The 25,316-nt window shown below is 52.0% G+C and carries 24 protein-coding genes and 1 pseudogene; 14 read left to right on the top strand and 11 right to left on the bottom strand.

All coding sequences use genetic code 11. The annotated features are described in order from the left end of the window. Position 1: 1 nt before the first annotated feature. The 4 genes from K7H08_RS18045 to K7H08_RS18030 all read right to left on the bottom strand — a co-directional run bounded on the left by K7H08_RS18045 (position 2) and on the right by K7H08_RS18030 (position 4,395). Positions 2 to 1,825 carry a copper resistance system multicopper oxidase gene (locus tag K7H08_RS18045; protein WP_231658661.1) on the bottom strand — a complete coding sequence of 608 codons (1,824 nt, stop codon included), beginning with the start codon at positions 1,823 to 1,825 and terminating at the stop codon, positions 2 to 4. Positions 1,826 to 1,893: 68 nt separating this feature from the next. After that, the gene (locus tag K7H08_RS18040) at positions 1,894 to 3,228 is read right to left on the bottom strand and encodes a sensor histidine kinase (protein WP_208458210.1); all 1,335 of its coding nucleotides are present in this window, start codon (positions 3,226 to 3,228) and stop codon (positions 1,894 to 1,896) included. After that, positions 3,215 to 3,880, bottom strand: a complete 666-nt coding sequence (locus K7H08_RS18035; RefSeq protein ID WP_009288249.1) for a response regulator transcription factor — start codon at positions 3,878 to 3,880, stop codon at positions 3,215 to 3,217. The genes K7H08_RS18040 and K7H08_RS18035 overlap by 14 nt, the downstream gene beginning before the upstream one ends. A gap of 14 nt (positions 3,881 to 3,894) precedes the next feature. After that, positions 3,895 to 4,395 (bottom strand): cupredoxin domain-containing protein, encoded by a 501-nt coding sequence (locus tag K7H08_RS18030; RefSeq protein WP_231658660.1) that lies wholly within the window; start codon positions 4,393 to 4,395, stop codon positions 3,895 to 3,897. 560 nt (positions 4,396 to 4,955) lie between these two features. Between K7H08_RS18030 and K7H08_RS18025 the strand changes: the two genes are divergently transcribed. Both K7H08_RS18025 and K7H08_RS18020 read left to right on the top strand, forming a co-directional pair. Next, the gene (locus K7H08_RS18025; protein ID WP_008957448.1) at positions 4,956 to 6,206 is read left to right on the top strand and encodes a hypothetical protein; all 1,251 of its coding nucleotides are present in this window, start codon (positions 4,956 to 4,958) and stop codon (positions 6,204 to 6,206) included. 901 nt (positions 6,207 to 7,107) lie between these two features. Continuing rightward, complete coding sequence (locus K7H08_RS18020) at positions 7,108 to 7,449, top strand: hypothetical protein (RefSeq protein WP_231658664.1); 342 nt, start codon at positions 7,108 to 7,110, stop codon at positions 7,447 to 7,449. Positions 7,450 to 7,598: 149 nt separating this feature from the next. Here the strand turns inward: K7H08_RS18020 and K7H08_RS18015 are convergent, their stop codons facing one another. Beyond that, the gene (locus tag K7H08_RS18015; RefSeq protein ID WP_231658659.1) at positions 7,599 to 8,342 is read right to left on the bottom strand and encodes a copper resistance D family protein; all 744 of its coding nucleotides are present in this window, start codon (positions 8,340 to 8,342) and stop codon (positions 7,599 to 7,601) included. Between the two features lie 165 nt (positions 8,343 to 8,507). Beyond that, on the bottom strand, positions 8,508 to 8,879 hold the full coding sequence (locus K7H08_RS18010; RefSeq protein WP_008957445.1) for a copper resistance CopC family protein: 372 nt from the start codon (positions 8,877 to 8,879) through the stop codon (positions 8,508 to 8,510). A 362-nt stretch (positions 8,880 to 9,241) separates the two neighbouring features. Between K7H08_RS18010 and K7H08_RS18005 the strand changes: the two genes are divergently transcribed. From K7H08_RS18005 to K7H08_RS18000, 3 genes are read left to right on the top strand one after another with little or no spacing between them, the layout of a single operon-like run. Next, a complete protein-coding gene (locus K7H08_RS18005; protein WP_008957444.1) occupies positions 9,242 to 9,793 on the top strand; it encodes a hypothetical protein in 552 nt (183 codons plus the stop codon). Positions 9,794 to 9,829: 36 nt separating this feature from the next. Next, a complete protein-coding gene (locus K7H08_RS18445) occupies positions 9,830 to 9,964 on the top strand; it encodes a hypothetical protein (RefSeq protein WP_008957443.1) in 135 nt (44 codons plus the stop codon). A 13-nt stretch (positions 9,965 to 9,977) separates the two neighbouring features. Beyond that, the gene (locus K7H08_RS18000) at positions 9,978 to 10,418 is read left to right on the top strand and encodes a DUF411 domain-containing protein (RefSeq protein ID WP_008957442.1); all 441 of its coding nucleotides are present in this window, start codon (positions 9,978 to 9,980) and stop codon (positions 10,416 to 10,418) included. A gap of 541 nt (positions 10,419 to 10,959) precedes the next feature. Here K7H08_RS18000 and K7H08_RS17995 read toward each other — a convergent pair. Both K7H08_RS17995 and K7H08_RS17990 read right to left on the bottom strand, forming a co-directional pair. Then, the gene (locus K7H08_RS17995; RefSeq protein ID WP_442908349.1) at positions 10,960 to 12,132 is read right to left on the bottom strand and encodes an MFS transporter; all 1,173 of its coding nucleotides are present in this window, start codon (positions 12,130 to 12,132) and stop codon (positions 10,960 to 10,962) included. 34 nt (positions 12,133 to 12,166) lie between these two features. Then, a complete protein-coding gene (locus K7H08_RS17990; RefSeq protein WP_044630689.1) occupies positions 12,167 to 12,442 on the bottom strand; it encodes a metal-sensing transcriptional repressor in 276 nt (91 codons plus the stop codon). A 133-nt stretch (positions 12,443 to 12,575) separates the two neighbouring features. Here K7H08_RS17990 and K7H08_RS17985 point away from each other — a divergent pair, with 133 nt between their 5' ends. The 3 genes from K7H08_RS17985 to K7H08_RS17975 are packed head-to-tail and all read left to right on the top strand — an operon-like array spanning position 12,576 to position 14,563. Beyond that, positions 12,576 to 12,944 (top strand): hypothetical protein, encoded by a 369-nt coding sequence (locus K7H08_RS17985; RefSeq protein WP_022522208.1) that lies wholly within the window; start codon positions 12,576 to 12,578, stop codon positions 12,942 to 12,944. A 53-nt stretch (positions 12,945 to 12,997) separates the two neighbouring features. Then, a complete protein-coding gene (locus K7H08_RS17980; protein ID WP_152621797.1) occupies positions 12,998 to 13,732 on the top strand; it encodes a HupE/UreJ family protein in 735 nt (244 codons plus the stop codon). A gap of 15 nt (positions 13,733 to 13,747) precedes the next feature. Continuing rightward, positions 13,748 to 14,563, top strand: coding sequence for a hypothetical protein (locus tag K7H08_RS17975; protein ID WP_044630691.1), 816 nt, complete (start codon positions 13,748 to 13,750; stop codon positions 14,561 to 14,563). Between the two features lie 214 nt (positions 14,564 to 14,777). Here K7H08_RS17975 and K7H08_RS17970 read toward each other — a convergent pair whose 3' ends face one another. After that, positions 14,778 to 14,999, bottom strand: a complete 222-nt coding sequence (locus K7H08_RS17970; protein ID WP_231658658.1) for a helix-turn-helix domain-containing protein — start codon at positions 14,997 to 14,999, stop codon at positions 14,778 to 14,780. Between the two features lie 102 nt (positions 15,000 to 15,101). Here K7H08_RS17970 and K7H08_RS17965 point away from each other — a divergent pair, with 102 nt between their 5' ends. Continuing rightward, complete coding sequence (locus K7H08_RS17965) at positions 15,102 to 15,716, top strand: hypothetical protein (protein WP_231658657.1); 615 nt, start codon at positions 15,102 to 15,104, stop codon at positions 15,714 to 15,716. Then, positions 15,713 to 17,095, top strand: a complete 1,383-nt coding sequence (locus K7H08_RS17960) for a DEAD/DEAH box helicase (RefSeq protein ID WP_231658656.1) — start codon at positions 15,713 to 15,715, stop codon at positions 17,093 to 17,095. The genes K7H08_RS17965 and K7H08_RS17960 overlap by 4 nt, the downstream gene beginning before the upstream one ends. Positions 17,096 to 17,621: 526 nt before the next feature. On the opposite strand, the pseudogene K7H08_RS17955 reads toward K7H08_RS17960, so the two are convergent. Both K7H08_RS17955 and K7H08_RS17950 read right to left on the bottom strand, forming a co-directional pair. Continuing rightward, a pseudogene (locus K7H08_RS17955) lies at positions 17,622 to 18,017 on the bottom strand (AAA family ATPase); the annotation flags it as partial. A gap of 104 nt (positions 18,018 to 18,121) precedes the next feature. After that, positions 18,122 to 20,107 (bottom strand): sigma-54-dependent Fis family transcriptional regulator, encoded by a 1,986-nt coding sequence (locus tag K7H08_RS17950; RefSeq protein WP_231658655.1) that lies wholly within the window; start codon positions 20,105 to 20,107, stop codon positions 18,122 to 18,124. Between the two features lie 293 nt (positions 20,108 to 20,400). Here K7H08_RS17950 and K7H08_RS17945 point away from each other — a divergent pair, with 293 nt between their 5' ends. The 4 genes from K7H08_RS17945 (at position 20,401) to K7H08_RS17930 (ending at position 24,848) form a co-directional block, all read left to right on the top strand. Further along, positions 20,401 to 22,215, top strand: coding sequence for an NAD(P)-binding domain-containing protein (locus tag K7H08_RS17945; RefSeq protein ID WP_231658654.1), 1,815 nt, complete (start codon positions 20,401 to 20,403; stop codon positions 22,213 to 22,215). A gap of 58 nt (positions 22,216 to 22,273) precedes the next feature. After that, positions 22,274 to 23,050 (top strand): SDR family NAD(P)-dependent oxidoreductase, encoded by a 777-nt coding sequence (locus tag K7H08_RS17940; RefSeq protein ID WP_095604198.1) that lies wholly within the window; start codon positions 22,274 to 22,276, stop codon positions 23,048 to 23,050. Positions 23,051 to 23,076: 26 nt separating this feature from the next. Then, on the top strand, positions 23,077 to 24,126 hold the full coding sequence (locus K7H08_RS17935; RefSeq protein ID WP_231658663.1) for a 2,3-butanediol dehydrogenase: 1,050 nt from the start codon (positions 23,077 to 23,079) through the stop codon (positions 24,124 to 24,126). Positions 24,127 to 24,338: 212 nt separating this feature from the next. Then, positions 24,339 to 24,848 (top strand): GAF domain-containing protein, encoded by a 510-nt coding sequence (locus K7H08_RS17930; protein WP_231658653.1) that lies wholly within the window; start codon positions 24,339 to 24,341, stop codon positions 24,846 to 24,848. The last annotated feature ends 468 nt before the right edge of the window (positions 24,849 to 25,316 follow it).

Here is a 25,316-nt window from a genome sequence, read left to right as displayed (position 1 = left end):
CTTAAGAAACTTGAACAACGCGGAACATGCCAGCATCCATGTGATAGAGAAGGTGGCAGTGGAACGCCCAACTGCCCTCTGCATCTGCGGTGATCAACGCAGATACGCGCTCACCGGGCTTCACATTTAGGGTGTGTTTGCGTGGTATCAATTCCCCTTGGCCGTTTTCTAGCTCCATCCACATACCGTGGAGGTGAATAGGATGCTCCATCATGGTGTCGTTAATCAGAATTAGGCGCAGCCGCTCATCTTTCTCAAAATGAATAGGGCCGGTCACTTCGCTAAACTTCTTACCGTCGAACGACCACATATAACGCTCCATATTGCCGGTCAGGTGCAGCTCAAGCTCACGGCCTGGCTCACGGCGATCAGGCCATGGTGTGAACGCTTTGAGATCCCGGTAAACCAATACGCGTCGTTCGTCAGGATCAATGCCGATTCCCGCCTGGTTATAGCGAGAGCCCGGCTGAGCTTCACCGGCGAGAAGCAAACCATTTGCGCCTATTTTGGCCTGCTCGGCTGCCATCCCCCCCATAGTAGAGTGATCCATGCCTTGCATGTTGGACATACCGGAGTGATCCATCCCAGCCATGCTGGAATGATCCATCCCCGACATGTTGGACATGCCAGAGTGATCCATCCCCGCCATGTTGGAGTGATCCATACCGCCCATACCGTGGGCACCCATGGCTTCCATACCGCGGTCTGCAATTTGACGGCGTTCAGGAATATCCGCCTGCATGCCTTCACGTGGAGCTAGCGTGGCGCGTGCATAGCCGCTCCGATCCATGGCTTCGGCGAAGATGGTGTATGCCCGGTCGTCTTCAGGTGAAACCAGCACATCGTAGGTTTCAGCCACGCCAATACGGAACTCATCAACAGGAACGGGTTGCACCGGTTGTCCATCAGCGGCCACCACGGTCATCTTCAGGCCAGGTATACGAACATCGAAAAAAGACATGGCTGAGCCGTTAATCACGCGTAGTCGTATCCGCTCACCAGCTTTGAACAAGGCATTCCAGTTTTCTTGAGGAGAATAGCCGTTGAGAAGATAAGTATAAGTACTACCGGTGACATCGGCGATATCCCGCGAACTCATGCGCATTTGGGCCCACATGCCGCGCATTTCAGCGGTCTGAGCAAAACCGTTGTTACGAACATCGGCAAAGAAGTCAGCAATCGTGCGCTCTTGGAAGTTGTAATAGCCTTCCATGGTTTTCAGATTACGGAACACCGACATCGGGTCTTCAAAAGTCCAGTCGGTGAGCAGTAACACATGCTCACGGTCGTAACGGATAGGCTCACGCTCGGCAGCGTCGATAATCAATGGCCCTGCATGGCCAAGCTGCTCCTGCATACCGGAATGACTGTGGTACCAGTAGGTACCGTTCTGACGGACGGGAAAACGGTAGGTAAAGGTTTCACCAGGGGCGATACCTGCAAAGCTAACGCCAGGCACACCATCCATTTCCGGCGGTAGAATGAGACCATGCCAGTGGATGGAGGTGGGCTCGTCCAGCAGGTTGGTGACACGCAGTACTGCGTCTTGACCTTCTTTCAAACGAATCAGCGGGCCAGGACTGGTACCGTTAATGGTAATTGGTTGGGCTTCTTGTCCGTCAATAGGCAACGATTCACGGCGGATCGCCAGCGATACCTCGGGCCCTTCTTCAACGCCCTGAGCATAGACGTTGGTACGGCCCCAGGGGTTTGCCCAGGCGGGAGTTAACCCCATTGCCGCAGCAGAACCTAAGCCTAAGGCAGCGCCTCCTTTTAACACTTGCCGACGAGAAAGAGGGTGAGAAATGATACTTGAGCGTGCCATGTGTAACTCCCATCAATGGTGAATAGCACCATCTTGATGGAAGAAGCTGAATCAAAGCTGAATGATGATTAATTGACCACTTCAGCCGTCAAGGGCAAAGCAATCGTCACTCGTAAACCACCCAGTGGGCTTCGTTCAAACTGAGAGTGACCTGAGTAGCGGACGATTAACTGTGCAAGAATCGAAAGGCCTAAGCCGTAGCCAGGACGGCGCTCATCCAGTCGTGTACCACGCTCTCCCAGGCGTGAAAGTTCCTCTTCTGCAACGCCCTGACCATCATCATCAATAGTTAGCGTAAGTGCAGTTACAGTGACTGCAATATCGCAAAGAACGCGCCTGCTCGACCATTTTCCTGCGTTATCAAGCACGATGCCTAATATTTCTGAAAAATCGTGAGATTCAATGGGAACTTGTTCTTCCTCACGTGCTGAGTGAGTCAGGTCGAACATACGCTCAGGATAGAGGCTACGGAACATCTCAATCAGCCGTAAGCTATCACGAGTAACGTTGGCCATTCGTCCTGCATTAGGGCCTGCAATACGTGAACGACGCAGCTCCGCATCCAACTGGGCGTTAATGTCTTCAATACGGCTGAGTAGTTTATGGCGCCGGTTGTCATCAATAGGCCGGTTGCCACGCAGTACTTGAGTAACGGCTGCCAGCGGTGTTTTTAATGCGTGTGATAGGTTGGCGACCGATTCTCGCGAGCGCTTCAGACGAAGATCAATGTCGTCCATGAACCAGTTCAACTGGTCGACTAATTCATCTAGCTCCGAAGGGGCTACTAATGACAAGCGATCACGTTTGCCTGATCGCAATGCTTCAAGTTGTTGGCGCAGTTGCCAGAGTGGTATGAGTCCACGGTTAACCGCTAGCATGTTGAGTATGATGAGCATCCCTAAAAGCACGGCGGCGATCCCACCGACCCACCAGTGTAAAGTTGCAAGCCCTGATTCTACTTGGGAAAAATCCTCGCCCACCAATAGCACACCCTGCGTGCCCTGCCACTCAAAATGGCGGCGATAGACGAGCATGTGCTGTGTTCCGCGATTCACATCTATTAGGGCATCGCCGCTCTCATCTAGCAACGGAGCCAGCTGTTGCTGCCATTGCGGGTCAGAAGCGCTGACCGAGCCATTGAAACGGAGTACGTAGAGATGATGAAAGACTTGATAGCCTTGGCTAACCGAGTCGAGCGCAGTCGGTACAGCCGTTTGGTCTTGCTCTAGCTGCGCGACCGCGTGGTTTGCTTCACGTTGTAAGCGTTCACCTAAAAAATCCCTTGCCAGGCTCTGTAAAAAGATCCCGTGCAATAGCCACGTGGTGACCACCACCAGTAGCGCGACGCCGCCTAACCATGCGAGTAGCCGAATGCGTAAACTGCGTCTATCAATGTGAAGCAAAGAAATACCCCTGACCACGTCGCGTTTGAATGACTGATTTACCGAGATAACGGCGCAGACGAGCGATGTAGACTTCCACCAAGTTAGGTGCGGCAGCGTCCTGATCCAAGGCGTAGAGCTGCTCTAGTAGCTGATCTTTCGAGTGAATACGGTCTGGATGAAGCATTAAGTAGCGCAGTAATCGAAACTCCGTTGCTGTTAGCGAACGCCACGTTTCTCCTTCTAAGCACACGCGTTGACCCGCCTCATCCAACGAGACACCGTTAAGCGTAATCACATGAGATAACTGACCAGACTGCCTACGCAACAAGGCCTTCAGGCGAGCCATAAGTTCGGCTTCGTGGAAAGGCTTGGTGAGATAGTCATCGGCTCCGGTTTCAAGTCCGATAACTTTATCTTCCCAGGTATCGCGCGCCGTCAAAATCAAAATAGGCGTACTGCGCTTCTGCTTGCGCCAATGAGCGAGAAGATCTAACCCCGACCCATCGGGCAAACCGACATCTAAAATAGCCAGCTCATAATCCTCGGTTGCCATCAGCGACTTGGCCGCTTTCAATGAAGCGGCCAAATCAACCAGGTAACCGTTGTCCTTGAGACTCTCTGCCAAGCTTTCTGCTAACAAATCATCATCTTCGAGTAGCAACAGTTTCATGGGTCTGCGTCAGATTAGAGAGAAAAATTACCGTACATGCCGGATTCATAATGACCAGGAATGTTACAGGCATACTCTAGCTCGTTAACATTGTCAGGGACACTCCATAATAAAGTCCCGGTTTCACCAGGCGCAATGGTGGCACCTGCCATGTCCATGCTGGCCATATCGTGACCGCCGCCGTGTGACATATTCGACATATCGTGGCCTCCGCCGTTGGCCATGTTTAGCATCATTTGACGATGTTCTTCTTGGGCTTCTTTGCTACCAATCACAAACTCATGTTCTAAATTGCCGGTGTTGGTGATTTCAAATTTAACCACCTCCCCAGCCGCCAGTTCTAGCTCTTCAGGGTCGAACCACATATCGCCAGCCTCAAGGCTGATCGTGCGGTCAACGTCAGCCTCGGTTAGGTTATTGCCACCACCGCCGTGGCCGGGTGCAGCCAGCGCCGCGCCCGTGATCAGACTTAATGAAAGGGCAAACAAAGACGTTGTTAAAAGAGTGTAGCGCATGGTCATTTACCTCAGGGGTTATTGTCACCCGTTCTTTATACGGTGTTAACCTGAAACGAGCCTGAACCTACAGTAAAAATATGACCTGCCGGATAAGTAGCTATCACGAAAACTTGCAAGCGCAAGGCCTTATTTCGGGACCTTTTTTAATTCAATACAGCATCTTCCGCTTAATAGTGAAATTTGTTCAGTTGCCGATGTCGGCAGCAGGGATGCTCTTGGTCATCACTGCGCATCATTGTCGGCAGAAAATAGTTGCCCCTTGTTGATGATGATGGTAGCGCTAGTTACTTTTATCGCTATGACCGGACGTCGGCTTTCCACTTCATCTATATTAACCCTTGTGTCTACATTTCCTGAAAGTTTTGCCACAAGATGTTAATGCGAGCGTACAAGCACCATGAGCGCTCATCATCGACGTTGATCTATCAGCAGAAGGTGTAGCTCGTTAAATATCGCCCTCATGAACTCAATGACCAGCCGATGCTGGCCAGTTTGATCTAGATCAGCGTGAAAAAACCAGAGGACAGCTCTTGCAAAAGACCAGTGGCTCCCCAGGGATGACAGAAGCAGAAAGGCTGAACCAGCACTGCACCTGTATCACTCTAGACCGACGAGCAGCCACCCAAAGTCTTATCGACCAGTTGGGCGACGATGCCGATGAGGCCTTTATCCGTTCGACCTGGCATCAACTTTTCTCGAATGTCGCTGTCTTTGTCCCATCTCAGGTTCTGGAGCAGATGAGGGCCACTGTTCAGGCCATAGAAAACGCCGCCGCTCTTCCCGACTATCAGCGACAAGTACTGTCTTGGGCCCCGCAAAGTGCACAGTTAAACCCCGGCCCAGTAGGTGTCTTCATGGGCTATGATTTCCATCTCGGCGAGGACGGGCCTCGCCTCATCGAAATCAATACCAATGCCGGAGGTGCATTTCTTAACGCGATCCTGGTACGGGCCCAACTGCAGTGTTGTGGTGATGCTAAAAGTGCGGCCGGGTCTGCCGACTTCGAGGCTAAAGTGATAGCCCAGTTCGAGAGCGAATGGCGTGCCCAGCGTGGCAATGGACGTCTGGAGAGGATAGCTATCGTTGATGATCAGCCTATGGGGCAATACCTCTATCCTGAATTCAAACTTGCCCAGCAGTTATTACGGCGTCATGGCATTGATGCTCTCATCCTCTCGCCTGGCGACCTTCGGTATGAGTCAGGCATGCTATACAGCGGCGGTAAGCGAGTAGATATGGTTTACAATCGCTTAGTGGATTTTGGGCTCGAAGCACCCGGAAACTCCGCCTTACACTCTGCCTGGTTGGACGGAGGCGCAGTCATAACCCCAAATCCCCATGCACACGCATTGTTCGCGGACAAACGCAACTTGGCTGTGTTATCAGATCCCGCGACGCTTATGGCTTGGGGGTTGAGCGCTCAAAATGCCGAATTACTTCGCTCTTGTATTCCCCGTACCTTACAGGTCAGCGCTGATAATGCTGATACCCTTTGGCAACAGCGACGGCAGTGGTTCTTCAAACCTGTCGCAGGCCACGGAAGTAAGGGAGTGTACCGGGGAAGTAAACTCACCAAAAAAACATTCAGCCAAATCTTGGAAAGCGACTATATTGCCCAGGCCCATGTGCCTCCCTCCGAACGCCTCGTTCTGGTCGATGGACAGCGTAAAAATCTCAAGGTCGACGTTAGACTGTATACCTATCGCGGCACACTGTTAATGGCCGCAGCGAGACTTTATCGAGGACAGACGACCAATTTCCGTACGCCAGGTGGGGGGTTCGCACCTGTGCTTCTCATGAAAGATTAGTTATCAAAAATATGATCTAAAGAGTTTGTCCCACAACTTATGCGATTATCGTGATAGGGCGTGGAACTCATCTTGCAAGGCGATCGCCTCACTTCGGCCCGCGATTAGTTATTCGGAAATTGCTCCCAGCAACCTTTCAATTGCGCGCAAGTTTTTCCTGCGTTTGGATTTAAAGCCTGGAAACTTACAATATTATCAGCTACGCGGATGAAACCTCGTCAATGAAGGCTGCCCTTAAAGGGGTATCTCTGGAGCGATATAGATAGCCACCTAGCCGAGCGATGGCCTTCATATAGAAACCATGTCGCGTCGCTGACCCAGTCGAGGCGGTGGAATCGACCGGTCGACCAGAACTAATAAATGATCAGTAAAGAACCGTTGCTAGCAAGGCAGCCGGGAACTGATGCCTAAGAATGATCAGTCCGGATACGATGTAGCCGAGCATAATGCCGATGGTGAGTCGATCGGCTGTGGTGAAGCACATATCCTCAATCCGGTAGCCAGTTTTTCAGATTCCATCATATACGTGTGTGCTAACGCACAGATCGTGTGATGTCAGACCCTGAACATGATGGTGCGGGTCCGTGTCGTTTGATCGCCAAGGTATCGGTCGCGTTACTATCCGCGCTAGATAACGAATAGTGCATTATGGAAATACAATCCTAATAATGTCAGGAAGGGTCTCCTCATGAATAGAGTCAACACTGCAGCAATGGCTTTTTGTCTTCTCGCTGTTCTGCCTAGGGCAGCATCCGCCCAAAACTCAGAGTACGGCCCACAAGGGGGTGTCCGTGAGTTTTCGATCTCTGGAACTGGCAGTAACGATCGGAATTTTAATAGCGGAAACTTCGGCGTGAGACTGTTGATCTTGGTTGGCATCTGAGGGATAACATGGTTGCCGGTGTTCGGCAAAGCGTCAATTACGCCGATGTCGAAGGCGAAGGCGGGCGTCACAGATGGTTTCTGGAACGGCTCAACCCGTGGTTACCTAACCCATCAGTTCCTTGATGGTCGTGCGCGGCCCTTCGTCGGTGCTAGCCTCGGTGGTATCTATGGAGACGGCGTCAAAGACAGCGCCTTCGCGGGACGGGAAACGGGTATGAAATACTATGTTCTGCCCAAGGCCTATTTCCTCGCTCGCGCTGAGTATCAGTTCCTGTTCAGCGATACCGACGATGCCACCGATGCGTTTCAGGAGGACGGTATCTGGGCTTATACGATTGGTCTGGGCTACAATTTCTGAACCACATCAAGATGCCACGAACCACCACGGCCACGTGGCGGGTGTGCATCTCTTGTCGCGCGCGGATGGCATCGGCCTTGCCTTCCGGATAGCGTTGCTTATAGCTATTAAGCTAGGTTCTTAACTACCTAAGGTGGTTGTCCTGACGGTCACCCATTCGGTGATGTCACCCTTGTCAGCACCGCCGTGATCAGCAGGATAACCACGACCAGCACCACCTCCAGCGCAATACTGCGCTGCAAACGTCGTGGGGCTGTTGCATCGCCGCTCTCAAAGGCAGGTACAAGCCGCCACTTGTTCGCGGCAGCAAATAACAGCAGCACCGCGACAATCAATACTTTGCCGATCAAGAACTGTCCATATGCCGTGGTGAGCAGGGGTGTGAGACCGTCTGTTAGCAGCGTGGCCAAAGTGACGCCCGCCAGTACCAACACGCCAACTCCGCCCATGGCGAGTTGCCCGAAACGGGTCAGAATGCGGGCGGTATTGCCGTGGTTGTAATGTTGCCCCACTAAGTGGAACAGCGGCCACAGCGAGGCTACCCAGAATGCTGCCGCCATCAGGTGAACGATCAGCAAGACAGCCAGAACGAGGCGTGGGGTGTTTACTGTATGCCCCACCTGCACGAATGCCAGCATCACCAATAAAACGCCTACTAGGCTCAAGCTGTTGGCTGTTTTCGAGAACGCTAAGTTATTAAGCTGAATCGCCTGGACCAGCAGCAAACCAGCTACCACCAGTATTAGTCGACCCCCGGACGCACCATCGAACACGATCCCGAGCAACATTGGGTTGGTTGCAGCCGCTATATTGCCGCCTCCAAGGTAACCAGCTTCTAAAGACCACTGGAACAGAATCAGGATGACCCCCGCCCAGGCAGAAAGGACACCCATGCGGGCGACGCGCCTCCGGTCGTGATCAGGGAGCCGGGGAAACGCTAGACGAAACAACACGGCCCCCGTCGCGACTAGGGCGCTAAGGTAAATCCCGGCCGCCACGAGAATCATCGCGACGGTCCAGACATCGAGGCTATTTACGGAGAACCACCAAGCCACGGGTCAGGGCTCGACCGAGAAGTTAAAACCGTCGGACATCATGTGTCCGTCATCCGATAGGCCGCGCCAGTGCACCTGGTAGTCCCCAGCCGAAAGAATTTCACCGGGCTTCACGACGTAGCGTTCGACCTGTTCACTGCCTGGCTGACCATCAAGAGGAACGGGGCCGTTTGGGCCTGTCACTTCAAACTGGGTGATGCGCATCATGCCACCAAACTCGATGCCAATCTCTGCTGGGGAATCCTGAATGGTGACGCCATCCTTAGGCGAAGTGCTTGCGCCCCCTTCATGGGCCAGCACTGGGATTGCTAGCGACAGCAACAGCGTTGCTAAGGTAGCGTGAATGATAGGGAGCGAACTCGTCTTCTTTTGCATACCGTATCCTTATATATTTTTAGGGTTGAATGGATGCCGTTACTTCATCGCGGAGGCGCTAAAACTGATTCGGCTGAGCCTTCTTACATCGTTCATCTGCCCTGTTTGGCGAACAAGGCGCATGGCGTCGTGCTTTTCTTCATGGAAATGAGTCGGTGTTATAACGTGCCAACCGACCTGAAACAGGGCTGAAAATGGCGGAAAAAATGATCTGTGACAACACTTAGGTATTGGGATCGGTTTCTCCTTTACCTTTGGGCCACCTATAGGTTGTAGGCTTATAACGAAAGCTAACTCCGCCTTCTTCCATTTTTAATGGATAAGGCGATGTCTCGACCAGCAACATGATAAGAGGAAATATCATGGTTAAGCACAAGATGATCTTTGCCATTGGTCTGGCTGCAAGCCTCAGTGTCCCCAGCAGCGCCATCTTCGCTCAAGGTATGAGCCAAGGCGCCCAAGGTCAGGGCAATATGATGGACGGCCAAGTCGGTATGGGTTCGGGCATGATGATGGGCAGTCAAGAAGGCATGTACCCAGGAATGATGATGGGAGGGCAAAGCGGGATGATGCCTTGTCCAATGATGGAAGGCATGGGGAGTATGTCCGGCATTGGCGGTATGCTCGACGAGCAGCAGATGAGTACCATGCGTGAGATGCGCCAAGAACACCGCGCGGCCCAGCTTGAGCGGATGGGCGAATTGATGAACCTGCGCGACGACATGATGCAAACCATGCAGACTGAACGCCCTGAACCAGAGGAAATAAAGGCGCTGCATGCTCAAATGGCCAACCTTCATGGCGATATGATGGCTGATAACGTGCGCATGCATAATCAGATGCAGGACTTACTGACCGATGAGCAGCGTGAACAGATGAGAGGAAGCATGCCCAGCCACCATGGCCCGCAATAAGCCTTGGCGATTGCCTCTTTTTTTAGGAGTGATGGCATGATGAACGCGGAATGTTTTGCTTTTATGGGGTCAATGGGGTGGCTAGGCTGGTTGATGCCCCTGGCCATGCTGTTATTAATTGGCTTGGCGATCGCTTCGCTGGCCAAGTACCTCTTCAGTCGTTCACGCTAAGGAGTTGAAAATAATGCAACATATGAGCACCAAGCTTTTACTCTCTGGTTCCATGCTGCTTGGGGCGGTCTCCGCCCAGGCGGCGTTACCGCCAGAGGCAACATTGTATAAAAACCCCCAGTGCGGCTGCTGTGACGCTTATGCACGCCATCTTGAAGAGCTCGGCGTAGAAGTGACGATTATTGACGATGTAGAGCTGGGTGATATTAAGCAGCAGGCAGGCGTGCCCTATGGCCTGGGTTCATGCCATACCATTGAGATGGGCGAGTATTGGATCGAAGGCCACGTTCCAATGGAAGCCGTGCAGGCGCTGTTTGAGGAACAACCCGATATTGACGGTATCGGTTTGGCGGGTATGCCCATTGGCACACCGGGTATGCCGGGGCCACAAGAAAGCCCTTACAATGTGTACACGTTTACAGGCCAGGAAGATGAGCCATTTATGACCCTTTAGTAGGGTGATAAAAGCTCGCCTGCTGTCTGCACGCCGTTCTAACGGACTCTTGTAGTACAGCAGGCGCATTCAAGTCATACATTACTAAAACGAAAGCGCTGTATTAAACTTAGGATTTACTTTGCTAGTGCGTTACGGGTCGATTCGTTACGGTAAGCTAAAAATAAGATTGCGTCGTTTTCTTTACACCTACACATTGCCACACTAGCAAGCCTGTTAAAGCTTACTTTGCGCAAAAACCTCCTATTAATATTACGCCTTAATAAAAGGTGAGCATGTTGTATACCCGCGTTAGTAAGATTGGCAGTTCGCATCCCACGTTTATTTCCCAAGCCCGCGTCCTTACTCGTTTTACGATGGCCAATGGGAATGGTGGTCATCGATAACAAAGACGTGCCCATGTGAGCCTGGGGAATGATGGTGGGAATGGCGATGAGGTTCCGGCCCCTCCCATCCCTCATGTTCGTGCTGATGATGTTCATCGTGGTAGTGCAGGTGGGTGTGACTTTGGGCAGCGTGCTCGTGCTCAAGAGCCATCGGGTCATGTGCGTGCCAGATAAGGGCCGCGAGCCCCGTTGCCGCCAGGGCCACCGTTCCCAGCAAAGCGAACGTACCCGTCAGTCCCAGGTTCACTCCCAGCCAGCCTGCCAACGGATAGGTGACTAGCCAACAGCTGTGTGACATGGGCAGCAAACAGCGCTGGACGCTCCTCCGGCTGGCATGAACGTTTGAGCAGGCGCCCGGTGGGGGTCATGACCAACGAGGCCCCAGCGCCCAGCAGTAACCATAGCCCGACAAGCCCCGCAAACGATGGGCCCAGCCAGCCCAGGTAGAGGCTGAGTGCCATCATAACGCCACCCAGCAGCATGACTGGCCGCTCGGACACCCGTTCCAGCACCTTGGGCAGCAGTAAGGCTATTAGCATGGAGCCCCCGCCTGCGGCGGCAAAGGCCAGTGCGACTTCTTTCTCGCCCAAATTCAACACCGAGCGTACGAGTACCACCGTGTTGACGATCTGCATGGTCCCGGCGGCTGAAACAGCCAGGTTCAACGCCAGTAGCCCGCGCAACCGGGGCGTCTTCAGGTAAATCCGCATACCATGAGTAACGCGACGCCAGACGCCGGGGGCTTCCTCTAGGGGGTGAGACGCAGGCAGGATCACCGATATAACCAGGGCGGCAGAGATAACGAAGGCCAGAGCATTGATTACAAACAGAACATCAAAACCCATCACTATTAGCAGTGCCGCCGCCACCATCGGGCTAAGAAGGTTCTCTAAATCATAGGCGAGACGTGACAGGGATAATGCACGTGTGTACTTCTCCTCGTCTTCGAGAATGTCAGGTATCGTCGCCTGGAAAACGGGCGTAAAGCCAGCTGAACAAGCATTGAGTAGAAAGATCAGCACATAGATCTGCCACACTTCGGTAACAAAAGGCAGTGCACAAACCACGGCTGCACGCATCAAGTCCAGACTAACCAGCAAGGTGCGCCGAGGCAGGCGTGATGCATAAGCGCCGACCAGAGGGGAAATGCCCACGTAAGCGACCATCTTGATCGCCAGCGCCGTGCCTAGCACAACACCTGCCTGACCTTCAGCAAGATCGTGAGCCAGTAACGCCAGCGCAACCGTGGTCAGGCCAGTGCCGATCAGTGCAATGACCTGAGCTAAAAAGAGATGGCGGTAGATGCGGTGGTCGAGTACATCGAGCATAGAACTTCCTCAAATGAGGGGAGCCTAAAAGTACTTACAGGTAGCGTGCAATCGTCTTGAACTCTTCAGCCCGCGCCCGTTGCGTTTGATTCTGAGTACCTAGTGCTTCGTCCATGCAGTGGTCGATGTGATCCAGGACTAAAGTGCGTTTAGCTTGTTGAATGGCTTTTTCTACTGCATGGAGTTGTTGAGCGATGTCCAGGCAGTGGCGTCCATCCTCTACCATCTGGGTTACGCTCGAAAGGTGCCCCCGAGCGCGGTTCAGGCGCTTGATGATATCGGGATGTGATTGGTGAGTATGCATTGTCATTTTCTTTTCCCTTATTATATTCCTATCCCCCCGGAGGGGATGGTAATCTATCGCCGTTATTCTGCCAACGCTATGGTTCAAGGCAGACGGTTATCTATTTTTATGATTTTTACTTTTATCCTGGTTGCTCTACATGCTCAATCGGCTGCGCCACCGCCTTGGCTATCTGACCTTTCTGTTGCTGTTCCTGCCTAGCCTGGTAATCACCAGTGTGGGTGAGGCGCGTGCGCATGGGGCGGCGAGCATGGTTAGCGTTGAGTTGTCTCTCCATGAGAATGTGCAGAAGGGCCATGGGCATACCCATGGCCACGAGCACGAAGATAGTCGCCACCTCCATAATGAGAGTGGCAGTCACTTTCACGAAAAAGCGGATCGGCCTGGGACGGGCATTGCCGTCGAGCCGAACTTCCGCGACGCCCTGCGGCTAGGCGAACGCAGCGGCCTACCGCTGCGTCGTGTCTACCGCTTGGAGCGTCCTCCACGGCCGGTCATCGCTGGATGACTGGGGCCGTCCACTGGACGGCCAACACTTAATGACAAACCCGTGGAGGTTTTATGTTTCCATCCCAACTAGGGGGTGCGTTCGGCTTGCCTGTTTTGGCCCGACGCCACGCGCTGACCCTTTTCACACTGCTGGTGATGCTCCTGGGAGCCAGTGGTGAAGCCCTTGCCCACGCCGTTGCTGAAGGCGACAAAGGGTATATCCAGGAGATCTATGGCGTTCACCTGATCTCGTTCATCTATCTCGGTGCCAAGCACATGGTGACGGGGTATGACCACATCCTGTTTTTGCTAGGGGTCATCTTCTTCCTCTACCGAATGCAGCATATCGCCATTTACGTCAGCCTCTTTGCCATCGGTCACTCGACGACGATGCTGTTAGGGGTGTACTTCAATATCGGCATCAATAGCTACCTAATTGACGCCATCATCGGACTCTCCGTTGTCTACAAGGCGCTCGATAACATCGGGGCGTATCAGCGCTGGTTCGGCTTTCAGCCCAACACCAAGGTCGCCACACTGGTGTTCGGTCTGTTTCACGGCTTTGGCCTGTCGAGCAAGATCATTGAATACGATATCTCGCCTGATGGTCTCGTCCCTAATCTCCTGGCATTCAACGTAGGCGTCGAGATCGGCCAGCTACTAGCGTTGAGCGCCATTCTCATTGTGATGGGCTTCTGGCGACGCACGACGGGCTTCTTACGCCACGCGTATACCGCCAACGTCGCCATGATGTGTGCTGGTTTTATACTGGTGGGTTATCAACTCACCGGCTATTTCATTGCCTAATTGAGGGAGTCCCTAATGTATAACACTGATCTTCCAACCCGTGCCGAACTACCGTCAACGGGTAAGTTACTTCGCTCTACGCTGATGGCCGCCGTTATTGCTGTCGCTTTGCTGATCACCGTCGTGTTACCTGCCGAGTATGCCATTGACCCCACCGGTGCTGGGCGCTTGTTGGGGCTGACTGAGATGGGCGAAATCAAGACCCAGTTGGCTGAGGAAGCCGAACTCGACCAAGCCAACGATCAAGCCATGGCCCAACAGGCGTCTCAACCCTCGGCATCTCAAGGAATCGTCAGTGATCGCCAGTCTGCGCCGGTAAACGATGCTGATGCTCAGACTGCGACGTCCGAGGCAGAGATAGCTCCCCAAACAGCCAATTCAGCCTCAGCGAGTGATCCCGTAGCACCTTCACTCGAAGATTCTGACAGGGTGATGACCGATGCCAGCATGGCACTGGCGGAGGCATTAGCGACGGAGGAAGCTGCTTCACAGACGGCGCAAGCGGAAGAAGCGTCCCCGTGGAGCGATGAGGTGAGCTTTACCCTGACGCCAGGAGAAGGCACGGAGTACAAACTCACCATGCAAGAAGGGGCGGTTGCTACCTTTGCCTGGGTATCCGAAGGTGGCCCTGTCAACTTTGACACACACGGTGATGGCAATGGGAACTCCATTAGCTACGAAAAAGGCCGTGGCGTGCCCGAAGATGAAGGTGAGCTAGAAGCCGCTTTCACTGGCAACCATGGCTGGTTCTTCCGTAACCGCAATGACAACGATGTGATCATTGTCTTGCGTGTGGGTGGCGAATACGGGGAGTTAGTTAAGGCCCTTTAACAGATTAGCCTCTAGCGCTCTCTTGAGTGCTAGAGGTTTTCTTCGAACCAGTGTCATTAAGTATTTATAGCTGTATTGGTTTATTGATATACCACTTGATATAAAAATCATCTTCAAGCGCATGAGATGATGCAATAGCTCAGTTAGCAAAACCATTTAGGCGTATATGCGAAATATCTAAAAGACCGCTTCTGGCCGATTTGTGCCCTTTCCTTCACCGAGTAGCTTGAGCAGGCAGAAGAGATGCTGGCTCGCATTGGAGCACGGCAGCGATCTCATATAGCTTTTCCACAGTGATATTAACTTCTCCTCGTTCGATTCTTCCTATATAGCTGCGGTCGATACCAGCGGCTAAGGCAAAGGCGTCTTGCGAGAAGCCGTTCTTCTTCCGCTTCTCCCTGATATTTTTCCCCAGCATCGTCGCTAGCTCACCCATACCCGCCTCATTTCCTTTTGGGCGGGACTATCCTTCGTTGCGGCCTATCTGGCCACGGACTATAATCCGTATTTATTTTTTACCTCTCCTACGGTGATGGTCATGTCGGGTACCCTTCCTTCGATTGAGGAGCGCATTTTCGAGCTCCTTTTAAAAACTGATAACGCTCAATTCACTATTCGCAGCCTCCGTGACCAGTACGCACACCAACATGGCATCGCCGCAGAGCACCACGCTGCTCTGCGACGTTTTATTTATGAAAGAATAAAAAAGCTAATCACAGCTGGTTTGGTGGAGAAAGACCGTGAAAAACGCAAACGCGATCAGCTCTATTTTGTTTTGCCTTCAATTAGAGAAGCGGACTTGTGCCTGGAGGGGGAAAGCTTTGAAACGTGGCACCAGCGCCTAGTGACTCAAGCACCCAAGGAGACGACAAACGCAAACGCAACCCCAAAAGAAGAAGACAGCTGCGTACAAAGCACTATTGCAAGAAAAGCTGCTAGCCAATTCGCCTTGGAGAAGGAGTTAAAGGAAACGCAAAGTGAATTCCTTTCTACACTGGGTGAAGTCGAGGCGTTCCGTGAGCTTATGGATGAGTATCCGGATCTCAAGCCAAGTATCGTTGTTGATCATCGTGACGCTTATGACCGGAGTGCCCGCTTAATGGGCCGAGTTCGTGCGTTAGAGAAGTCGCTACACCGGCTGGGGAGCTCATGAGCACGAGGCTGCGGAGATGGCAAGCAGAGTGCCTGGCACTAGCGAAAGCCCACTACTTACTTCATAACGACTTGTTCGTGCAAGCCACCCCTGCGAGCGGCAAAACCCTACTGGCAGCTGAAATTACGCGATGGCTCCTTGAAGAAGGACATATTGATTTTGTTATCTGCTTTGCACCAACGAGAGAAGTGGTGGCTGGCATCCAGCGCACCTTTACTGTTGTATTGAATCAGCGGTTTGGCGATACGCTTGCGTCGGTAGGGGCTGCATATACCTACCAATCCATGGAATATCATCCTGAGGATTTTTGGACGTTATTCACAGAATATCGCACCTTGACCATTTTCGATGAGATACATCACTGTGCAGGCCATGATCCGCTCCTCAGCAACACGTGGGGTCAGAAAATAATTCAGCGTATCCAAAATGCGGCTACTTACACGTTAGCGCTGTCAGGAACGCCTTGGCGTTCAGATGACTTACCTATCGCATTAGCTCGCTACAGCGATCCAGAAGGCAAACTCATCTGCGATTACCGTTATGACCTGAAAAATGCCATTAAAGACGGCGTATGTCGCTCGCCACGAATTACGCTCATCGATAACCCACTGATCCGCTTGACCGAAGAGAACGAGAGCACAGCATCGGTAAGAGCGTTTTCCTCGTTTAAACAGTTGCTTAGTGAATCGCCAGTCAGCTACGAAGACCTGTTGCGACACGACGATATCCTGAATGCGGTACTAGACCTTGGGATAGACCGGCTTAACCAGGAGCGGAACAGTGTGCCTAATGCTGGCGGTCTAGTAGTGGCTACTGACATTGAACATGCCCATCAGATCGCCGAGCTTTTGCTTCACAAGGGTGAAAGCTATGTAGTGGTGACTAGCCAAACACCGAAGGCGCATCAGCTAATTGACCAATACCGATATAACAGTACGCGCTGGATTGTCGCGGTAAGCATGATTTCCGAAGGGACTGATATCCAACGGTTATGCGTTTGTGCGTACCTGAGTAGGATTCGCACGGAATTGCATTATCGGCAGGTTTTAGGGCGCGTTTTACGCAAAATGGGCGACTCAGATGATAAAGCATGGCTCTATGTGATTGCCGAGCCATTACTGCGGAAATACTCACAGCGAATTGCTGACGATCTTCCCGAAGACCAGGCAATGCTTCAAACCCAAAAACTGAGGCTGCAGTTGGAAAAAGCACGCTCTAATCAAATCTGCCGAAATGAAGAAAGCCGGTCAGTTGAGCATGATAACCAATCAACCTTAGCAAAAAGCTATAACGAGAATGAAATGCTATCGGTCGAACCGCCGTTGCTTACTCTGAGCTTCTCGGAATATTACCACCATCATCTACTGACTCTTATATAGCATCCGTTCAATAAACAGGCATAGGCCAAAAGCTTAAGCAGTAGGTGAAGATATTCAGTTAGCTGCCAGGTTTACGAAGCTCTTTTAGGCGCTCGTAGATCGCATAATCTGGGCATGAAACTAATCGAGCTGAACTGGATCATATCTGGTCAGTCCCAAAAGATAGTTGGGTTCTGATTGGCTATGAAGCTGCTAAAACCAGCTCAGCGTAAACAGCTTCTCTGTTGGTTGATCGTGCTGAAGCACGCATATTCATACTCATTAGCAATTAAAACGCTCATCGACTGCTCATCGTAATCTGTATCGTCCAGCAGTTTACACAGGCTTTACACAGGTGTTTCGTGAACACCCTAGGAACACTTCAGCTTTGAAATCAAGGTCATCATGGATAACTCGCGCTCACGATGGTTCTCAATAGTATATTCATATAGTACATATACTAATTATTAGAGATATGAAAACCCTTTGCTGTAGGAAAAATCACTCACTCGTTACACAAATAGTATATTTTTGCTGGCTATTGTCCAACCTCTTGCAGCAGGTCGTTGGGAAACTCGATATCCGCTTTGTCGATCTCATCAATTAGCAGCACCACACGCTTGCCCGCGGTGAAAGCTTCCCACAGCTTGCCGGGCTTGATGTAGTTACCGACATTTTCCACCCCTTCAACGCCCAGCTGGGAATCGCGCAGGCGGCTGACCGCATCGTACTCATAAAGCCCTTGAGCGGCTTTGGTGCTGGACTTGATATGCCAAGTAATCAGCTTAGTGCCCAGGGATTCAGCGAGTTCCTCGGCCAGCAGTGTTTTACCGGTACCGGGTTCACCTTTGAGGAGAAGTGGACGCTGTAGCACAACCGCGGCATTGACTGCCTGTTTGAGTGCATCAGTTGCGATGTAAGAAGAGGTTGAATCAAACGCCATGGGGAGTGCCTCGGCTTGTCGAAACGAGTTGTTTAAAAATAGATTCAAACAAGTGTACGTGAGGGTAAACCCCATAGCCAACTAGTGGATAGAGCAATTGGCTATCAGCCCTGCCAGTTGGGGGGCACAATCCCTTGGCGCTGCATTTGCCGATACACCGTGGGACGCGAAACGCCTAGCTCACGGGCAACCGCGCTGATATTCCAGTGATGTTGCTTGAGCAGATCGATAAGTGAACCTGAAAGGGCTTCGCTGGCGTTCGTTTCAAGTTGGGCCGACGCGTTGCGGGTAATTCGCTGGCTAAGGCACTGTTCTGGCAGATCGTGAACGGTGATTTCGTCACTTTCCGAAGTGGCCAGGGCAAAAGCTAGAGCGTTTTTAAGTTGACGGATATTGCCGGGCCATGAATACGCGAGCAGCGCACTGATAGCATCTGCGCGTAGACGCGGCGATATTTGCGTGGCGCGTTCGGCGGCGACATCTTCAAACACGCGGCGAATAACAAATAGCTTATCGGCGCGTTCGCGTAGCGCGGGTAGTCGCAGCTGAGCACCGTTTAGCCGGTAATAGAGGTCTTCGCGGAATTCCCCTTGCTGGATCATTTCTTCGATATGGCGATGGGTGGCTGTAATAACGCGAATATCGATTTTAACTGGCGTGTTAGCCCCCAGCGGCATGACTTCCCGTTCGGCCAGCACGCGCAACAGCCGGGTTTGCAACGCTAACGGCATGTCCCCGATTTCGTCTAAAAACAGCGTGCCTCCATGAGCCTGTGGAATAAGCCCGCGCATCCCTTTTGAACGGCCACCGGTGAAGGCGCCTGGTTCGTAACCAAACAGTTCGCTTTCAATCAGTGACTCGGGAATGGCTGCACAGTTGACGGCAATAAACGGTTGTTTGGCGCGGTTGCCGCTTTCGTGCAGCGCCCGTGCAACGACCTCTTTGCCGGTGCCGGTTTCGCCGCTAATCAGTACGTTCACGTTAGCTTCATTGCGCAAGCGGTCGGCCAGTTTTTGTACTTTGCGCATCGCAGGGTCGTCGGCACCCAGCCGAGCTAAGGGTTCCGGCAGTTCAGAAGTAAGCGGTGTTGCCCGTTGAGCCATGCGGGGGCGGCGGGGCTCCAGCAGGCTTATAAAGTGGATGGTGTTGCTGGCGCGAGCGCGGAAGGCACGCAATTGATCATCAGTACCGCTATTAATACTGAGTATATCGGCGATCTCACACTCGAATAGTTCACCCAGCATAGGGGTGTGATTTGCCGACCAAGGTGGCCAGCGGTGCTGGTGTTCGGCGATTAGCTCGCGGCCAACGGCGTTGGCCGCGATTACCTGTCCATTCTCTTCAATGGCGATTAAACCACGTCCGTTTACGTGGACAAATTCGCGGGAAGTATCTAGACGCACCATCAGGCAGTCGCGGTAGCGCTGCAGAAAATAGGCATCCTCAATCATGCGCGCATAAAGCGTTACCAGCGATAGGCTGAAATTCTGGCTTTCGTGTTGGGTAGGCGACTGCAGCGCGGAGATATCTAACACGGCCATCACATTACCCTGAGGGTCAGCAATAGGAGCGGCGGTGCAGGTCAGCGAGATATGGGATGCATCGAAGTGTTCTTGGCGGTGGCAGATAATCGCCTGGCGATCATGCAAGCAGGTACCGACAGCGCAGGTGCCTGCAAAGCGTTCATCCCAGTCAGCCCCCAGGTAGAGGCCTGCTTTGCGTAATTGCTGGTCCTGGTTGGGGTCGCCGCGAAACTCAACGGTAATGCCACGGTGGTCGGTGACGAGTAGTACGTAGCCAAGCTGCGCTATTTGCCCATAAAGCTGATCGACCCCGGCGCGGGCGACATGCAGTAACTCATCAACAGACTCGCGGTGCTCAATCAATGTTTGCTGCGGCACCACCCGTGCTGGGCGTGGATGAGTAGGGTCTAGCTGATACTCATTTAGGCAGCGCAGCCAGGAACGACGAATGGTGGCTTGGGCAGGCAAACTGGGGGTATCTAGCCCTTCACCGAGCTGAAAAATATGCTCGATATGTCGACGTTGTTCAGATTGAAGCCGTGAAGGTGCAAGCGTGGAATGCAGCATGGCGTTACTCGTTGGGCGCTGTCGTTATTGTTCTTTCAGCCTATGCGCTTTACCCCCAGAGTCAACGTGGTCTGCTTACGCCGTTAGTCGTGCGTTACACCTGTAACGTTAAGCTGTAAACGGCGTGACAGGTGTACGGCACTTTCGCTGTCTTATCTATTTGTCTGTATGTAGATAAATTATATATTTTTCAGTTGCTTATTTTTTATATGATTGGTTTGGCACGGCGGCTGCTATGTATTGGGTGCATCACAGTTAACTCAACAATAACAAATGCACATGGAGTACCCGCTATGTCAAAGATAACGGCACAAGTCCAGCAAACCCCCACGGATACTGTTCAAGCGTGGCTGCACGATTTTGATACTGCCCTTCAAACCCAGGATATTGAGCGAGTGCTGTCTCTGTTCGGAGACGAGTGCTACTGGCGTGACTTTCTTACGTTTACCTGGAATTTAAAAACCTGCGAAGGCAAAGATGAAATTCAGGCCATGCTCAATGCCACGCTCAATAACGCACAGCCTACGGACTGGCAGTTAGACGGCGAGGCCACTGAAAACGGCGACGTCTACGATGCGTGGTTTACTTTCAATACCGCGGTTGCCCGTGGTAAAGGCTATTTGCGCCTTAAAGGAGGCAAGTGCTGGACGTTGTTAACCACCATGCAAGCACTGAACGACTACCCCGAGCAGTGCAATCACCATCGTGCCAAAGGGGCTGAGCACGGTGCCAATAAGCAGCGTGAAACGTGGTTGGAGTCACGGCAGCGTGAAGAAGCGGAGCTGGGCTACACTCGGCAGCCTTACTGCGTGATTATTGGCGGTGGCCAGGGCGGTATTGGTTTAGGCGCACGGTTAAGGCAACTGGGTGTGCCAACGATCATCATTGAGCGAAACGAGCGCGCGGGAGACTCCTGGCGTAAGCGCTATAAGTCGCTCTGCTTGCACGATCCAGTGTGGTACGACCACCTTCCCTATATCCCTTTCCCAGATAACTGGCCGGTATTCGCCCCGAAAGACAAAGTGGGCGATTGGCTGGAAATGTACACAAAAGTGATGGAGCTCAATTATTGGAGTTCCACCGAGTGTCAGAATGCTAGCTACGACGAAGCCGCAGGTGAGTGGCTGGTTAAGGTTAAGCGCAACGGCGAAGAGATCACGCTACGGCCCAAGCAGTTGGTAATGGCTACCGGTATGTCTGGGATGCCCAATGTGCCTAAATTCCCAGGGGCAGAAAACTTTGCAGGCGAGCAGCAGCACTCTAGCCAACACCCCGGGCCGGATGCCTATAAAGGTAAGAAATGCGTCATCGTGGGCTCTAATAACTCGGCCCATGACATTGCCGCCGCACTATGGGAGCACGATGCCGATGTCACCATGCTGCAGCGTTCATCTACTCATATTGTGAAGTCAGACTCACTGATGGAAGAGGTGTTAGGACCACTTTATTCGGAAGAGGCTGTGGCGAATGGCTTAACCCATGAGAAAGCCGATCTAGTGTTTGCCTCGATTCCGTACAAAGTATTACCGGATTTTCAGCGCCCCGCCTTTGAGGCGATTAAAAAGCGCGATGCTGAGTTTTACCAAAAGCTTGAGAAAGCAGGCTTTATGCTCGATTTCGGTGACGATGAATCGGGGCTGTTTTTGAAATATTTGCGCCGCGGTTCGGGTTATTACATCGATGTAGGTGCATGCGACTTGGTGGCCAGTGGCGATATCAAACTGCGCAGTGGCGTAGGCATTGAGCACATTAATCCGCACTCCATCACGCTGACTGATGGCAGCGAGCTTGATGCTGACTTGATCATCTATGCCACCGGCTATGGCTCGATGAATGGCTGGGCGGCACGGCTTATTTCTCAAGAAGTGGCCGATAAAGTCGGCAAGTGCTGGGGATTAGGTTCCGATACCACCAAAGACCCCGGCCCATGGGAAGGAGAGCTGCGCAATATGTGGAAGCCCACTCAGCAAGAGGCACTGTGGTTCCATGGCGGCAACCTACACCAGTCGCGGCATTACTCACGCTATTTAGCGCTGCAGTTAAAAGCACGCATGGAAGGGCTAGATACCCCTGTCTATGGCCTGCAGCCAGTTCATCATTTGGGCTGAGCGTTTATACGAGTCGGTATACCGGCTCGGTTCAATTAATTAAAGAGGAGAGACGCTCATGCAATTGAATGGAAAGACTGCATTAGTCACTGGCGGAGGGCGTGGCATAGGCCAGGGTATTGCTATGGCATTGGCAAAAGCTGGTGCGGATGTGGCCGTCGCCGACTTGGATATCGAAATTGCAGAAGAAACGGCTGCTAAGGTCGAAGCGCTTGGCCGTCGTAGTATTGCGCTACAGGTCGATGTTTCGTCCTCCGAATCGGTGCATATGCTGATACAGGCGGTGCAAGAATATTTCGGGCAACTTGATATTGCTGTCAATAACGCAGGAATTATCAGTATTCATTCGGTTGAGGAGCTGTCTGCGCAGGAGTGGGATCGTGTCATGGCGGTCAATGCCAAAGGTACATTTCTGTGTACACAGGCTGAGTTAGAAGTCATGCGGCCACGCCGATATGGGCGGATAGTTAACGTCTCTTCCATCGCTGGCAAGGTTGGGTTTCCTAATCTTTCCCATTATTCCGCTTCTAAGTTTGCGGTCATTGGCTTTACCAATGCTGTCGCTAAGGAAGTCGCATCCGATGGCGTGACAGTGAATGCGCTATGCCCTGGGGTCGTCGGCACTGGTATGTGGCGGGGAGAAGATGGTCTTGCTGGGAGGTGGCGCGAAGAGGGGGAAACTGAGCAGGCCTCCTGGGAGAGGCATCAAAAAACCTTACTGCCTCAGGGCGAAGCGCAAACTCCTGAGGATATGGGGCAACTGGTGGTCTATCTGGCTTGCGCCGAACACGTAACTGGTCAAGCCATTGCAGTAGATGGGGGATTTTCTCTGTGACCTATAGCAAAGATGAAAAGAGCACTATGCAGGCAGCGGTTTGGTATGCAGCGAAAGATCTGCGTGTTGAGCAAATGCCGATACCGACGATTAACGACCCTCATGAGGTAAAAGTTAAGGTGGCGGCGTGTGGTATTTGTGGTAGCGATTTGCACGAATACGCCGCTGGGCCGATTTTTATTCCGGTTGATAAGCCACACCCCATTAGCGGTGATCAAGCACCGATTATCATGGGGCACGAATTCGCTGGTGAAGTGGTGGAGGTAGGCGACAACGTAACCCGGGTGAAAGTGGGGGATCGCGTCGCTATCGAGCCGATTCTTTCACCTAACCAGAACGGTGCTTATCAGATGGAGCGCTACAACCTCACGCCACTATTGGGTTTCCATGGCCTTTCTGGTGGCGGCGGTGGCTTCTCGGAGTTCACCGTGATGGGGGAGCACATGGTGCATAAGCTGCCGGATGACCTCAGCTTCGAGCAAGGGGCACTAGTAGAGCCAGCGGCGGTTGCTTTGCATGCCGTTCGTCAAAGTAGTTTGAAGGCAGGGGATAGCGCAGCAGTATTTGGCGCGGGCCCGATTGGCTTAATGACCATCGAGGCACTAAAAGCAGCAGGCGCCGCTCAAATTTACGCCGTCGAGGTAGCTCCTTCACGTAAAGCTAAGGCCGAAGCGCTTGGTGCTATCGTAGTGGACCCGCAGCAAGAAGATGCAGTGGCGAAGCTACAAATGTTGAGCAACGGTGGCGTTGACGTAGCGTTCGAAGTGACCGGGATTCCGGCCGTACTGAATCAGTCTTTGCACAGCACTCACGAAGGCGGAGAAGTAATCGTGGTCAGTATTTGGGAAGGAGAAGCCAGTTTCCATCCCAACGATTTGGTCATTAAAGAGCGTACCATGAAGGGCATTATTGCCTATCGCCATGTTTATCCGGCGGTAATGGCACTAATGCAGCGAGGCTACTTCCGCGCTGAAGATATGGTAACCCAACGCATCCCGCTAGCAGATATTGTTGAAGAGGGATTCGAGGCACTGTTGAGTGATAAGGCGCAGGTGAAAATAATCGTCACGCCCTAGTGCCGTTGCGGGCAACGACCAAAGGCCATCCTATGATGGCCTTTTTTGATTGTAAATTTTGATTTAATGATATTTTTTAACTAATTGATAATAAAAAGATAATTTTTATAATTTATGAAACGTAAATGTAAAAATAGCGTAACCGGCGACAAAAGCTAAATTAATGCATACATTTTACTAATCAAAATGATCTAAGCAGCATTGCTGCATGAATGATGCTATCCATTACCGAAGAAGAGGGTGTCGCCATGGTAAAGGGTGAGCAAGCAAGGCTACAGGCACTGCGCCAACTAGCGCTTTTGGATACCCCGCCAGAAGAGCGTTTCGATAGAATTGTTCGGCTGGCAATCCAGTTTTTTGGTGTAGAGGCTGCGCTGGTAACGTTAGTCGATGAAGATCGCCAATGGTTTAAATCCCGACAAGGGATCGCGCTTACCCAAACGTGTCGAGAAGAGTCGTTTTGTGCCCATACCATTCAGGAAGAAGGAATTTTTGAGATTGAAGATGCCAGCCAAGACAGCCGTTTTAAAGACTTTGTTTTGGTAAAAGTACATAGAGGCATACGCTTCTACGCGGGCATACCAATGACAACGGTGGAGGGCTTCAGGATAGGAACGCTTTGTATTATTGACTCCGTGCCACGGCGTTTAAATGAGCAGCAGCGTCAGGTGTTAAAAGATTTAGCAGCATGTGCTGAAGATGAGATCAACCGACCACGCTAGAAGCACTTCTCTGCTCAACGTTAAACGGAATTTCCAATAGAGCGATTCGTTATGAGGCAAAACCAGCCAGCCATGCTCATAGATGGTGCGCTTTGGCATTGGCAACAACACCTTTCGATAAGTATTCAGTTTTAATTTTTAATAAGATATTGTTTTTATTAATTAAAAATTAAACTGGCACGCAGTTCGCTATATATTAGGTAAGAAGCAAATGAACAGAGTTCCCAGCGTTAAATAGGTGTCTCTTCCTTCTTTGCTACATCGCCCCGACAGAGATTGGTAAGCGATACACTGAGTGAGCTGGCGTGCTCCACCTGGGTCCCCTTCGGGGGACTTTTTTTATATCTGTGACCCGTCCTGAATAGAGTTGACACGTTCCCGTCCTTATTTTGGGAGAGCGTGATGAGTCAACGAGTTAAGCGCACACAGAAAGACTACACTCTGGCCTTTAAACAGGCCGTGGTAGAG

This window comes from Halomonas sp. IOP_6 (genome assembly GCF_021151565.1).
GTDB classification, from domain to species: domain Bacteria; phylum Pseudomonadota; class Gammaproteobacteria; order Pseudomonadales; family Halomonadaceae; genus Vreelandella; species Vreelandella alkaliphila.
This window is presented reverse-complemented; position numbering and strand designations above follow the sequence as displayed.